The sequence below is a fragment of the Bradyrhizobium sp. SZCCT0153 genome (assembly GCF_018129995.1).
In the GTDB taxonomy this organism is placed as follows: domain Bacteria; phylum Pseudomonadota; class Alphaproteobacteria; order Rhizobiales; family Xanthobacteraceae; genus Bradyrhizobium; species Bradyrhizobium japonicum_G.
In genome coordinates this window covers 818,942-832,439 of record NZ_JAFCKS010000003.1, presented here as the reverse complement: position 1 = coordinate 832,439, position 13,498 = coordinate 818,942, and the positions used below count along the sequence as shown (strand labels likewise).

At 65.0% G+C, this 13,498-nt stretch carries 9 protein-coding genes; 6 read left to right on the top strand and 3 right to left on the bottom strand.

The genetic code is table 11. The annotated features are described in order from the left end of the window. Positions 1 to 3: 3 nt before the first annotated feature. The 3 genes from JQ572_RS17570 to JQ572_RS17560 are packed head-to-tail and all read right to left on the bottom strand — an operon-like array spanning position 4 to position 4,799. The gene (locus tag JQ572_RS17570; protein WP_211384100.1) at positions 4 to 1,749 is read right to left on the bottom strand and encodes an ATP-binding response regulator; all 1,746 of its coding nucleotides are present in this window, start codon (positions 1,747 to 1,749) and stop codon (positions 4 to 6) included. Continuing rightward, a complete protein-coding gene (locus JQ572_RS17565; RefSeq protein WP_211384218.1) occupies positions 1,719 to 3,749 on the bottom strand; it encodes a sensor histidine kinase in 2,031 nt (676 codons plus the stop codon). The genes JQ572_RS17570 and JQ572_RS17565 overlap by 31 nt, the downstream gene beginning before the upstream one ends. Before the next feature lie 54 nt (positions 3,750 to 3,803). Next, entirely contained in the window at positions 3,804 to 4,799 is a 996-nt protein-coding gene (locus JQ572_RS17560) for a TRAP transporter substrate-binding protein (protein ID WP_211384101.1), read from the bottom strand. A 162-nt stretch (positions 4,800 to 4,961) separates the two neighbouring features. Between JQ572_RS17560 and ugpB the strand changes: the two genes are divergently transcribed. The 6 genes from ugpB (at position 4,962) to JQ572_RS17530 (ending at position 13,478) form a co-directional block, all read left to right on the top strand. After that, positions 4,962 to 6,326, top strand: a complete 1,365-nt coding sequence (gene ugpB / locus JQ572_RS17555; protein ID WP_211384102.1) for a sn-glycerol-3-phosphate ABC transporter substrate-binding protein UgpB — start codon at positions 4,962 to 4,964, stop codon at positions 6,324 to 6,326. Between the two features lie 222 nt (positions 6,327 to 6,548). After that, the gene (locus JQ572_RS17550; protein ID WP_349643098.1) at positions 6,549 to 7,508 is read left to right on the top strand and encodes an aminoglycoside phosphotransferase family protein; all 960 of its coding nucleotides are present in this window, start codon (positions 6,549 to 6,551) and stop codon (positions 7,506 to 7,508) included. A 237-nt stretch (positions 7,509 to 7,745) separates the two neighbouring features. Next, positions 7,746 to 9,368: an ABC transporter substrate-binding protein gene (locus JQ572_RS17545; protein ID WP_211384104.1), complete on the top strand. Its 1,623-nt coding sequence runs from the start codon at positions 7,746 to 7,748 to the stop codon at positions 9,366 to 9,368. A 200-nt stretch (positions 9,369 to 9,568) separates the two neighbouring features. Further along, positions 9,569 to 10,582, top strand: coding sequence for an ABC transporter permease (locus JQ572_RS17540; RefSeq protein WP_211384105.1), 1,014 nt, complete (start codon positions 9,569 to 9,571; stop codon positions 10,580 to 10,582). A 3-nt stretch (positions 10,583 to 10,585) separates the two neighbouring features. Next, positions 10,586 to 11,485, top strand: a complete 900-nt coding sequence (locus JQ572_RS17535) for an ABC transporter permease (RefSeq protein ID WP_211384106.1) — start codon at positions 10,586 to 10,588, stop codon at positions 11,483 to 11,485. A gap of 190 nt (positions 11,486 to 11,675) precedes the next feature. Continuing rightward, positions 11,676 to 13,478, top strand: coding sequence for a dipeptide ABC transporter ATP-binding protein (locus JQ572_RS17530; protein ID WP_211384107.1), 1,803 nt, complete (start codon positions 11,676 to 11,678; stop codon positions 13,476 to 13,478). Positions 13,479 to 13,498: the final 20 nt, after the last annotated feature.

Below are 13,498 nucleotides of genomic sequence, written 5' to 3'. Positions count from 1 at the left end.
ACATCACGGCATTTCGGTCGCGGGAAGGGCGATGGTGAAGGTCGAGCCCTTGCCGGGGCCCTCGCTGTCGGCGGTCACTTCGCCGCCATGCATGTCGATAATACGCTTGACGATCGACAACCCAAGCCCCGTCGAGCTCTCGCCCGCGGTCGGTTTTGCCGACAGCCGCTGGAACCGGCCGAACAGGCGGCCGAGGTCTTCCGGCGACAGGCCGGCGCCCTCGTCGCTGACGCGGATGACGGTGTCGCCGCCCTCATGGCTGACGACGACGCCGATCTTGCCGCCGATCGGCGAGTATTTGATGGCGTTGCTGATGAGGTTGTCGATCGCCTCGCGGATGCGGTCGGTGTCGCACATGGTGACGATGTTGGACGGCGCGGTGACGCTGATCGCCTGCTGCTTGTTGACGGCGAGCGGCTGGTTGGCCTCGGCGACCTCCTTGACCAGGGCTGCGACGTCGACCGGCTCGCGGCGGATGGTGATGTCGAAGGCATCGGCCATCGCGTCCGAGATCAGGTGATCGACCATCGTGGTCAGGCGCTTGGTGGCGTCGCGGATGTGGTCGACCTGGGCGACCACTCCGCCTTCCGACGCGCCGGTCGAGATCAGCTCCTTCAACATCTCGGTGCGGCCGAGGATGACGCCGAGCGGGTTCTTCAGGTCGTGCGCGACGGTGCCCAGAATCTCGTTCTTGAAGCCATTGGCACGCTGCAGCCGCAGCCATTGCGCCGAGAGGCGGCGGTTGGCCTGCATCAGGGCGCGGGTGCGCTGGGCGACGCGGTCCTCGAGCTGCGTGTTGGCAGCCTGGAGCTGCTGGTAGAGGATGACGTTGTCGAACGCGATCGAGAGCCGGCTGGAGAAGATCTCGACCAGCGAGCGGTCGGTCTCGGACAGCTCGCGCTCGGCCTGGAGCAGCACCACCACCTCGCGGCCGCTTCCGGTGCGCAGATAGATCACGCTGCGATGGTCGGCGAATTCGTTCTTGCGGCGCTGGAAGGCGTCCTCCACCATCTGGCGCAGCTCCGGGTCGAGCGTCTTCGACGTGGTCATGCCGATGAAGCGGCTGTAGCAGCCGCTCCCGGCGAGCACCGAGAGCTCGGGGTCGACGCCGCCATTGTCGCGCAGGACCAGTATGCCGGCGCAATCGACGTTGAGCAGCGAGGCGAGCTGGGTCAGCACGCCCTCGGCGAGCCGCTGCATCGACTTGAAGTCGTACAGCGTCGAGGCGGCGTCGATGATGATCTCGAGCCCGCGCCGAGTCTGCAACATGCGCTCGAGCTGCTGGTAGGAGCGCAGTGCCGCGGTCAGCGACGTGAACAGCTTGTCGGCGGTGAGCTCGGTCTTGGCCTTGTAGTCGTTGATGTCGTACTGCACGATCACGCGCCGCTCGGGCGCCTGGCCCGGCTGGCCGGTGCGCAGGATGATGCGCACTGTCTCGTTCTTGAGCTCGTTGCGGATGAACTCGACGAGATCGAGGCCGGCGACATCGGTCTCCATGATGACGTCGAGCAGCACGGCGGCGATGTCGCTATGCGCGGCCATCAGCTTGCGACCTTCCGCCGCGGAATGGGCCGACAGGATCTCCAGGCCCTGGCCGTTGAGGCTGTAGTCGGACAGCGCGAAGCGGGTGCCGTCGTGCACGGCCTGATCGTCGTCGATGACGGCGATCTTCCATTTCCGGGCGTCCGTATCCTCCGACGCGCTACCGGTGTCGTCGATCAGGTGGAGGACATCGTCCTGTTCGGCCATTGAGAAGTCCCGTCGGTCTCTGTGCATTGCGTGCCGCCCTTGGCGACCCGCGGCATGATAATGCGAAAAGTAGTGCCTTGTCCCAGCTTGGATTCCAGCATCATGCGGCCGCCGAGCTGCTGGGTGACGAGGTTATAGACGATATGCAGGCCAAGTCCCGTGCCACCTTCATTGCGCCGGGTGGTAAAGAATGGGTCAAAGGCCTGGCGCTGCACGTCGGGGGTCATGCCGGCCCCGTCATCGCTGAAGATGATCTCGACGTCGTCGGCCCCCCGCGGCCGCGCCGAGATCGTGATGGTACCGGCCCGGCCGTCGGCAAAGGCGTGGTTGGCGGCGTTGAGGAAGAGGTTGGTCAGGATCTGGCCGTAGGAGCCGGGGTAGCCGTCGAGCAGCAGCCCCTCCGGCATGTCGACCTGGAGCGTGGTCGGCGAGCGCTTCAGCACCGGGCGCAGGCTCGCGATGATCTGGTCGGTGGCTTCGCTCAAGGAAAACTGCCGCCGCTCGGCATGCGAGCGGTCGACCGCGACCTGCTTGAACGACTGGATCAGTTCGCCGGCGCGCTGGAGGTTGCCGACCAGCTGCTGCGAGGCGTCGCGCGAGGACTGCACGAATTCCTCCAGCTGCGAGCGGCGCAGGCCGCCTTCGCCCTTGAGCTGGGCCTCGAACATCTCGGTGCGCCGGGCAAGGCTGGACGCCACCGTGAGGCTGATGCCGATCGGGTTGTTGACCTCGTGCGCGACGCCGGCGACGAGGCCGCCGAGCGCCGCGAGCCGCTCGGCGTCGATCAGATTCTGCTGCGCGGCGTTGAGCTCGAGCAGCGCGCTCTCGGCCTTCTCCTTGGACGCGCGCAACTCGTCCTCGGTCTGGCGCTTGGCGATCGCGTTCTCGCGGAACACTTCGACCGCGCGCGCCATGGCGCCGACCTCGTCGCGCGCCGTGATGCCCTGTACCTCGCGGTCGAGGTCGCCGAGCGTGATCGCGCGCATCGCCGCCATGATCTGCTGCAGCGGCAGCCGGATCGACAGCGCGATCAGCACGCCGGCGCTGAGGATGATGCCGAGGAAGATCACCGCGATCGACAGCACCCGCCGCGAAATATCGGCGAGCGCGCGGTCGAACGTCGCCTGCGCCTTCTGCTCGCGCTGGCGCATCTTGGTCGAGAGATCGTCGATGGCGCCGATGGCCTCGGCCTGGTTGGCGTCGATCGTGTTGCGCAGCAGCTCGGTGCGGCTCGTGAGCTGCTCGGAGAGCTTTGCGAAGCCCTCGCGCAGCGCGGCGGTGCGGGTCCCGAGCCGTTGCAGCGCCATCCTCTGCAGGTCGTTGTCGGCGAGATCGATCATCACGGGGACGGTCTTCTCGATCGTCTCGGTGTTGCGGCGCGCGTCGTCTGCCGCGCCCGATGACAGCGACAGATAATAGGAATTGGCCGCGACCAGCATCGCGGTGAAGGCCTCGCGCGACTTGCCGAGCGACGGCCAGATCAGCGCGTCGCGATGGCCGGTGGCGCCTTCGATGATGGAGTAGAGGCCGGCCATGTCCTTGGCCGGTCCCTGCACCTGCTCCTCATAGGTCTTGGCGATGGTGGCCTGGACGCTGCGCAGCTCGCCAAAGCCGTTGAGGAAGCGGTCGGTGGTGCGCTCCAGCTCCTCGACCGAGCCCGACAGCATCGGGTCCTTGGCGGCGCGGTTGGTCAGCGTGCCCAGCACCGCCTCGCGCAGCAGCAGAATTTCGGCGAACAGGTCCGGGCTCGGCTGGTTGATGTAGCGGTGGATCAGATTGTGCAGCCGCCCGGTCTCGCTTTCGAGCAGCGCCAGAATCCGGTCGGATTCACGCACCTGGCGCACGTCGTCCCAGGCCGAGCCCAGCACCTGCGAGCCGTTCCAGATCAGCGCGACCAGCACCACCACCACGGCGGAATTCAGCGCCGCGATCGACAGGATGCGCCAGCGGATCGGCACCGCGCGGAGCACGCCGACGAGCCGCGCGCGCAGCCGCCCGATCGGGCTGGGCGGCCTGTCTGCGTGCTCGCTGTGTCCAAGCCCGGGCAAGAGGCCTCACTCCACCTTGCGGATGCGTTCGATCAAAGCGGCGGCGGCGGGATCGCGCTCGGCCCCGACATAGATCCCGACCATCGCGTCCTCGAACGGCTTGCGGTCGATGTCCCTGACGATGGTGACGCCCGCCTCCTGCGCCGTGCGCTGCGACTGCTCCTCGAGGTCGCGCCATTTCTCGCGCATGAAGCGGCTGGAGCGCTGGGCGGCCTCCCTGAAGATGGTCTGGTCGTCGGCCGACAGGCTCTTCCAGGCCTTCAGCGAGATCACCAGCACTTCGGGGCTCATCGTGTGCTCGGTGAGCGCGAGGTAGCCGGCATGTTTGTAATGGTCTGTCGTCACGAAGGATGGCCAGTTGTTTTCGGCGCCGTCGATCAGGTGGTTGGCAAGCCCGGCGAGCACCTGCCCATAGGGCATCTCGACCGGCTCCGCGCCGAGCGAGCGGATCATCTGGCTCATCAACTCCGACTGCTGCACCCGGATCCGCAATCCCTTGAGGTCCGCGATGCTCCTGACCGGGCGGACGCCGTTGTAGATCGACCGCGCGCCGGAATCGTAGAAGGCGAGCCCGACGAAGCCGTAGGGCTCGAAGCTGTTCAGGATCTCGCTGCCGATCGGCCCGTCCAGCACCTTCTGCATGTGCTCGATGGACCGGAACAGGAACGGCATCGCAAGCACGTTCATCGCCGGAACGAAGTTGCCGATCAGCGCGACATTGGTCCGGTTGAGGTCGATCGCGCCGGCCCGGGTCTGCTCGATGGTCTCCTTCTCCTCGCCGAGCTGGCGGGAATGAAATACCTTGATCTCGTGCCGGCCTCCGGTGCGCTCGGCGATCAGGGCGCCCATGTAGCGCAGCGCCTGCACGGTGGGGTAATCCTCGGTCTGGGTGTCGGCAGCGCGGAATTCGCGCGCAACGGCGCCCGTCGCGCAGATGGCGATCAGAAGCGCGACGAAAACCACCCCGGTCCGCGAAAATTCGGCACGGTTCAACACTGGCACACTCAACCCCTCAGTGGTGGAGTCTATGGCGGGAGCAAAAGGTTCAATGCAATCTAGCAGATGGTTAAGGGAAGGCCATCCCGCCGGGCGCCACGGCGTAATTGTGCGGCGCGGCCGGCGCGCATTCCCGGTTGAAACTGGAAATGCCGCGCCGTAAGCAGGATGCGTCGCCTTTTGCCGCGCGACACGGAAACAGCCATCGTGATTTCAGCATTGCGCTTTTTGCAGGTCGTTGCCGCCGCCGCGGCCTTTACGTTCTCCGCGCAGGCAAACGCCGCCACCGACATCGCACTGTGGCACGCCATGTCGGGCGAACTCGGCAAGCAGCTCGACAAGCTCACCTCCGACTTCAATGCCTCGCAGTCCGACTACCGCATCGTGCCGAGCTACAAGGGCAACTACACCGAAACGGTGACGGCGGCGATCTTCGCCTTCCGCTCGCGCAGCCAGCCCGCGATCGTGCAGGTCAACGAGGTTGCCACCGCCACCATGACCGCGGCCAAGGGCGCGATCTATCCGGTGTTCAGCCTGATGCGCGACCAGGGCGAGCCGTTCTCGCTCAACGATTACCTTCCCGCCGTATCCGGCTATTACACCGATGCGGCCGGCAATCTGTTGTCGTTCCCGTTCAACTCGTCGACGCCGATCCTCTACTACAACAAGACCATGTTCCGCGATGCGAGCCTCGACCCGGAGACGCCGCCGAAGACCTGGCCGGAGCTCGGTGCGGCTGCAAAGCGCCTGCGCGACCGCGGCGCCGTATGCGGCTTCACCACGTCCTGGCCGTCATGGATCCATGTCGAGAACTTTTCGGCATTTCACAATCTGCCGCTCGCAACCCGCACGAACGGCTTTGCCGGGTTGGATGCCGAGCTGACGATCAACAATCCGGTCGTCGTCAAACACGTTGCCCAGCTCGCCGAATGGCAGAAGACAAAACTGTTCGACTACAGCGGCCGCGGCCAGTCGGCCGAGCCGCGCTTCCAGAACGGCGAATGCGGCATCTTCATCGGTTCCTCGGCGACGCGCGCCGACATCAAGGCGAACTCGAAATTCGAGATCGGCTACGGCATGATGCCGTACTGGCCCGACGTGAAGGGCGCGCCGCAGAACTCGATCATCGGCGGCGCCACGCTGTGGGTGCTGCGCGACCGCCCGCGCGAGGAATACAAGGGCGTGGCGCGATTCTTCGCCTATCTGTCGCAGCCCGGCGTGCAGGCCGCCTGGCACCAGAACACCGGCTATCTGCCGGTCACCCGCGCCGCCTTCGAGCTGACGCGCGCGCAGGGTTTTTACGAGCGTACCCCGGGCTCCGCGATCTCGTTCGAGGAGATCACGCTGCATCCGCCGACCGAGAATTCGAAGGGCATCCGGCTCGGCTCCTTCGTGCTGATCCGCGGCGCCATCGAGGACGAGCTGGAGCAGGCCTTTGCCGGCCACAAGAGCGCGCAGGAAGCGCTCGATTCCGCGGTCGAGCGCGGCAACAAGCTGCTGCGCCAGTTCGAGCGCGCCAGCCCGGACCGGTAGCATGTCGCGATTAGATGTCGCTGCCGCCGCGAACGCGGTGCGCTCCCTCCCCCGCTTGCGGGGAAGGGTTGGGGAGAGGGTGTCTCCGCAACGGGATAATCGCCAGGAGGAGAGAACCCCGACCCGGCGCTTCGCGCCGACCTCCCCCGCAAGCGCGAGAGGTGCACCGTCTGCCTGGTTTGCATGGAATCAATCAAAACCCGCCTGGCTGAGCGGGCGCCCGTGACCAAAGCCACTTTGCACGAGCTCCCTCAGCTCGACGATGCAGCCAGCTTTCGCGCCTTTCGCTCGGACCCGCAGCAATGGCTCCCCATCGCACTCGACATCGCGCGTAGCCACGGTCTTAATACCAGTGCGCCGCACGTATTCTCGACCGGCACCAATCTCGTCGTCGGCCTCGGCGAAAGGCTGATCCTGAAGATTTTCCCGCCGCTGCTGCGCGCGCAATTCGTCTCCGAGCGCGGATCGCTGACGCAGCTTGCCGGCCGCCTTCCTCTGCCAATCCCCGAGATCGTCGCGGGTGGGACACGCGACGGCTGGCCCTATCTGATCATCACCCGTCTTGCCGGCACGCTCGGCTCGGAGGTTTGGCCGCAACTCGCCGAAGCGCAGAAGGAACGCCTGCTGCGCCAGATCGGCGAGACCATCGCGGCCGTGCAGTGCGCGCCGCTCGGCCCGCTCGCGCACATCGAACCACGCTGGCACGACTTCATGCGCGCCCAGATGCAGGGATGCAAGGCGCGGCACACGCGTCTCGGCCTTGCGCCCCAATTCCTTGCCGGCCTCGACGATCTCCTGCGCGACGCGGCCGCGCTGATCCCGATGGATGCGCCGCCGGTGATTTTGATCGGCGAATACATTCCGGAGAACTTTCTGCTCGCCTGCGATGACGGCCAATGGTCGCTGGCCGGACTGTTCGACTTCGGCGACGTTTTGGCGGGATGGCGCGACTACGATCTGCTCGGCCCCAGCGCCTTCATGGCGGCCGGCCGGCCGGGGAGGGTCCGCAGCCTGCTTGAAGGTTTTGGCTATGCGAAGCTGGATTTCGCACTCAAGCGCCGGCTGATGGCCCTGATGCTGCTGCACCGCGCCAGCGACCTCAACAGCCACGTCTGCATCGAGGGCTGGCAGGAGCAGGCGCGTGATCTGATCGAGCTTCAGGAGTTGATCTGGCGGGGGTGAAGCAGGTCCCGGTTCTTGCTTAATTCGAAAGCGCCCCATTTTGTCGCCTAATTTAAGAGCAAAATCGTCTCTTTGTATGCAATTGAAGGGGCTGCTTAAAATATGACCTGCGTGGCAAAAGGCCGATAATTCTTTATATATCAGCGTGTTAATGGCCGGATTAGCGTCCCGCTAAGTTTTGGCACGAACTTTGCGAATCCAGTTCCAACCAGAAACTTTTTGAGTTGGAGCCGTTTCATGAAACGCCGCGATTTCCTCAAGTCCGCCACCGGATTGGCCGCAGGCGCGGCGCTTCCGGCCATGCCGTCGGTGATTTCGTCCGCCCAGGCGGACGCGCGTTCGGAGACGCTGCTGATCGTCTCGGAGGGCGGGCCCAACAATCTCGACATCCACGGCGTCGGCACCAACGTGCCCGGCTATGAAGTGTCCTGGAATTGCTATGACCGGCTGATCAGCCACGAGATGAAGAGCGGTCCCGGCGGCGTGCCCTATTACGACCGCGACAAGTTCAAGGGCGAGCTCGCCGAGGACATGAAGATCGACGACATGTCGGTCACCTTCAAGCTGAAGAAGAACGCCAAATTCCATGACGGCGCGCCCGTCACCGCCAAGGACGTGAAGTGGTCGCTCGATCGCGCCGTCAGCGTCGGCGGCTTCCCGACCTTCCAGATGAGCGCGGGCTCGCTGACCAAGCCGGAGCAGTTCGTCGTGATCGACGACCACACCGTGCGCGTGGATTTCCTGAAGAAGGACAGGCTGACGATTCCCGATCTCGCCGTCATCGTGCCCTGCATCATCAATTCCGAGCTGGTGAAGAAGAACGCCAGCGAGAAGGACCCCTGGGGCCTCGAATACACCAAGCAGCAGACCGCGGGTTCCGGCGCCTACAAGGTGACGAAGTGGACTGCCGGCACCGAAGTGGTGATGGAGCGCAACGAGGATTGGGTCGGGGGGCCCCTGCCGAAGATCAAGCGCGTGATCTGGCGCATGGTGCCGCAGGCCGGAAACCGCCGCGCGCTCCTGGAGCGCGGCGACGCCGACATCTCCTACGAGCTGCCGAACAAGGATTTCCAGGAGATGAAGGCGAACGGCAAGCTCAACGTCGTGTCGCTGCCGTTCTCCAACGGCATCCAGTATATCGGCATGAACGTCACCAAGCCGCCGTTCGACAATCCCAAGGTCCGTCAGGCGGTCACCTATGCGCTTCCCTATCAGAAGATCATGGACGCGGTGATGTTCGGTCTGGCGAACCCGATGTTCGGCGCACCCAAGGACAAGCCGACCGAAGTGGCCTGGCCGCAACCGCACAAGTACAACACCGACATGGAGAAGGCGAAGGCACTGATGGCCGAGGCCGGCCACGCCAACGGCTTCGAGACCACGATCTCGTTCGACCTGAATTTCGCCGGCGTCAACGAGCCGCTCTGCGTGCTGGTGCAGGAATCGCTCGCGCAGATCGGCATCAAGACCACCATCAACAAGGTGCCCGGCGCCAACTGGCGCACCGAGCTGAACAAGAAGGAAATGCCGCTCTTCACCAACGTGTTCTCGGGCTGGCTCGATTACCCCGAGTACTTCTTCTACTGGTGCTATCACGGCAACAATTCCGTATTCAACACCATGAGCTACAAGTCGGCGGAGATGGACAAGCTGATCGACGGCGCGCGCACCGCCGCCGCCATCGCCGACAAGGCGACCTACGATGCCGACGTGAAGGGCTTTGTCGATCTCGCCTTTACCGACATCCCGCGCATCCCGCTGTACCAGCCCTTCGTCAACGTCGCGATGCAGAAGAACATCAGCGGCTACCAATACTGGTTCCACCGCCGCTTGGATTATCGCGCGATGGCAAAGGGGTGACGTGTCATGGGTGAGGTGAGCTCGCTCTTCAGGCTCCCTCCCCCCTTGCGGGGGAGGGTTGGAGAGAGGGGTAGCCACGAACTCAGACCTCGCTTGGGGCCACCCCTCTCCCTAGACCTCCCCCGCAAGGGGGGAGGGAACGCAGCGGCGCAAGCCGTGCGAGGTTGCTCCCAATTGCAAGGCAGAAGGAGAGCGCTCTTATGCTGACCATGATCGGCAAGCGCCTGATGTTCGCGATCCCCTCGCTGATCGGCGTCGTCATCGTCACCTTCCTGCTGACGCGCGCTCTGCCGGGTGATCCCGCCGCTTATTTCGCCGGCCCCGCCGCGACCAAGGAAGCCGTCGAGCAGATCCGCAAGAAGCTCGGCCTCGACAGGCCGCTGATCGAGCAGTTCTTCCGCTACACCAACGATCTCGCCCATGGCGATTTCGGCAACTCGCTCACCACGGGCCAGCCGGTCGCAGCCGAGATCCGCAACCGCCTGCCGGCCTCCGCCGAGCTGACGCTGCTCGGTCTCGTCGTCTCGATCGTGATCGCGATTCCACTCGGTGTGCTGGCGGCGACGCGGCCGGGATCATGGGTCGATCATCTCTGCCGGGTCACGACGACGGCCGGCGTCTCGCTGCCGGTGTTCTTCACCGGCCTCGTTCTCGTTTACGTTTTCTATTTCCGGCTCGGCTGGTCGCCCGCACCGCTCGGGCGTCTCGATGTGTTCTACAGCGCACCGCCGACGGTAACCGGCTTCTACCTGATCGACACCCTGATCGCGCGCGACTTCGAGGCGTTCCGTTCGGCGCTGAGCCAGCTGATCCTGCCGGCGACGACGCTTGCGATCTTCTCGCTGGCGCCGATCGCGCGCATGACCCGCGCCTCGATGCTGGCGGTGCTGTCGTCGGAGTTCGTCCGCACCGCGCGCGCCAGCGGCCTGTCGCCGGCAACCGTCATCGTCACCTACGCCTTCCGCAACGCGATGCTGCCCGTCATCACCACGCTCAGCATGGTGTTCTCGTTCCTGCTGGGCGCCAACGTGCTGGTGGAGAAAGTGTTCGCCTGGCCCGGCATCGGCTCCTACGCCGTGGAAGCGCTGATCTCGTCGGACTTCGCACCGGTGCAGGGCTTCGTGCTGACCATGGCGGTGATGTACGTGCTGCTCAATCTCGTGATCGACATTCTCTACGGCGTGATCGATCCGCGCGTCAGGTTGGAGGGCTGAACCATGAGCTCCGTTGCACCTGCTGTTGAACCCGCCGGCCCCGCACGCACCTCGGGACTGGTCGCGATCCTCGAACAGACCCGCTACGTTCTCGGCGAGAACAAGGTCACGGGATTTTCCTTCGCACTGCTGATCGTGATCCTGCTTGCCGCGATCTTCGGTCCCTATGTGGTGCCGTATGATCCGCTCGCCTCCGATACCGCGGCGGCGTTGAAAGCACCCTCGGCCGCGCATTGGTTCGGCACCGACCAGCTCGGCCGCGACATCTTCAGCCGCGTCGTGGTGGCGACGCGGCTCGACACGTTCATCGCGGTGGCCTCGGTCGTGCTGGTGTTCCTGATGGGCGGGCTCGCCGGCATCGCCGCCGGCTATTTCGGCGGCTGGACCGACCGCATCGTCGGCCGCATCGCCGACACCATCATGGCGTTCCCGCTGTTCGTGCTGGCGATGGGCATCGTCGCAGCCCTCGGCAACACCGTGCAGAACATTATCCTGGCGACCGCCATCGTGAACTTCCCGCTCTACGCCCGCGTGGCGCGCGCGGAGGCCAACGTCCGCCGCAATGCCGGCTTCGTGCAGGCTGCGCGACTGTCGGGCAATGGCGAATTCCGCATCCTGCTGGTGCACATTCTGCCGAACATCATGCCGATCATGATCGTGCAGATGTCGCTGACCATGGGCTACGCCATCCTCAATGCCGCGGGCCTGTCCTTCATCGGCCTCGGCGTCCGCCCGCCGACCGCCGAATGGGGCATCATGGTCGCCGAGGGCGCGGGCTTCATGGTGTCGGGCGAATGGTGGATCGCGCTGTTCCCGGGCCTTGCCCTGATGATCGCCGTGTTCTGCTTCAACCTCCTCGGCGACGGCCTGCGCGACATCGTCGATCCCCAGCGGAGGACGTGATGATTGCTTCCTCGTTCACCGGTGCGCTCCCTCCCCCCTTGCGGGGGAGGGCGGGGGAGAGGGTGGCCCCGGGCGGAATGAGAGAGCAGTGCCCGCCCTTATGCATTCTCCGGCGGAAAATCCCCAATGATTCCAATGCCATTCTACTGTGCATGGGGTTGTTTTCGACATTTTTGAGTGGGAGCCAGCCATGACCGCCCAGCCGCTCCTCGACGTCCAGGACCTCACGGTCGAATTCACCACCCGCCGCGGCATCGTCAAAGCCGTGCAGCACGTCGACATCTCCGTCGCCAAGGGCGAGACGCTCGCCATCGTCGGCGAGTCCGGCTCCGGCAAGTCGGTGACGTCCTATGCGGTGATGCGCATCCTCGACCGCGCGGGGCGGATCGCCGAGGGCTCGGTGATGTTCTCCGGCATCGACGTCAAGGCCGCGACCGAAGACCAGATGCGCGACCTGCGCGGCCGCGAGGTCTCGATGATCTTCCAAAACCCGCGCGCCGCGCTCAATCCGATCCGGAAAGTCGGCGACCAGATCGAGGACGTGCTGCGCACCCATGTGCAGCAGGCCATGGTTTCGGATCACGGCGAGAAGGCGATCGAGGCGCTGGAGCAGGTCAAGATCGCCCGTCCGCGCGAGCGCTATCACGCCTATCCGTTCGAGCTGTCAGGCGGCATGTGCCAGCGCGTCGTCATCGCGCTCGCGCTCGCCTGCAATCCGCAGCTGCTGATCGCGGACGAGCCGACCACCGGCCTCGACGTCACCACGCAGAAGGCGGTGATGGATTTGATCGTCGAGCTGACCAAGCGCAAGTCGATGTCGACCATCCTGATCACGCATGACCTAGGTCTTGCGGCGGCCTATTGCGACCGCGTCGTTGTGATGGAGAAGGGCCGTGTGGTCGAGACCGCCAAGGCCGCCGACATCTTCGCCAATCCGCAGCACCCCTACACCAAGAAGCTGATGCGCGCGACGCCCCGACTTGGCGTGTCGTTGCGCGATCTGTTGCCGGAGGAAGAGGCTCTTGCCTCTCCCCGCGCGCGGGGAGAGGCCGATGCACGAAGTGCGGCGGGTGAGGGGGGCTCTCCCAGCGCCGTGCTCGCGGAAACAGCCCCTCACCCCAACCCTCTCCCCGTGAAGGACGGGGAGAGGGAGAAGACGCCCCTTCTCCTGATCGAAAAGCTGGTCAAGGAATATCCCCGCCAGGGCGCCACTGCGACGCTCGGCAAATTGTTCGGTCGCAAGCCGCCGGTCGAGCCGGATGTTTTCCGCGCCGTCGACGGCATCAGCTTCTCGATCGGCCACGGCGAGAGCGTCGGCCTCGTCGGGGAATCCGGCTGCGGCAAATCGACCACCTCGATGATGGTGATGCGGCTGCTCGACCAGACCTCCGGCCTGATCCAGTTCGACGGCGAGGACATCGGCGCCATGCCGCCTGCCTCGTTTGCCCGGCTGCCGCAACGCAGCCACATCCAGATGGTGTTCCAGGACCCGACCGACAGCCTCAACCCGCGCTTCACCGCCGTGCGCGCCATCGCCGATCCGATCATGCAGCTCGGCGACGTCAGGGGGCGCGACGCGCTCCGCGCCCGCTGCGAGGAGCTGGCCACCATGGTCGGATTGCCGCTCAACCTGCTGGATCGGTTTCCGCACCAATTGTCCGGCGGCCAGAAGGCCCGTGTCGGCATCGCCCGCGCCATCGCCCTGCATCCCAAGCTCGTCATTCTCGACGAGCCGACGGCGGCGCTCGATGTCTCGGTCCAGGCCGTGGTCCTGAACCTGCTCCAGGACCTCAAGGCGCGGCTAGGTATGAGCTATCTGTTCGTCTCGCATGATTTGAACGTAGTGCGCTTGTTGTGCGATCGTGTCATTGTGATGCGGACGGGTCGAATCGTCGAGGAAGGCTCTTCCGAGAGGGTTTTGAGCGATCCGCAGGACGACTACACCAAGGAGCTGTTGACGGCGATCCCGCATCCGCCGTTGCCAGTACACTGAGAGTGCACTGATTGTTTGGG

Bases quoted from the DNA above. Each gene is read 5' to 3' on its own strand.
- JQ572_RS17570 (WP_211384100.1), bottom strand. From the start codon at position 1,749: ATGGCCGAACAGGACGATGTCCTCCACCTGATCGACGACACCGGTAGC.
- ugpB (WP_211384102.1), top strand. From the start codon at position 4,962: ATGCGTCGCCTTTTGCCGCGCGACACGGAAACAGCCATCGTGATTTCA.
- JQ572_RS17545 (WP_211384104.1), top strand. From the start codon at position 7,746: ATGAAACGCCGCGATTTCCTCAAGTCCGCCACCGGATTGGCCGCAGGC.
- JQ572_RS17540 (WP_211384105.1), top strand. From the start codon at position 9,569: ATGCTGACCATGATCGGCAAGCGCCTGATGTTCGCGATCCCCTCGCTG.
- JQ572_RS17535 (WP_211384106.1), top strand. From the start codon at position 10,586: ATGAGCTCCGTTGCACCTGCTGTTGAACCCGCCGGCCCCGCACGCACC.
- JQ572_RS17530 (WP_211384107.1), top strand. From the start codon at position 11,676: ATGACCGCCCAGCCGCTCCTCGACGTCCAGGACCTCACGGTCGAATTC.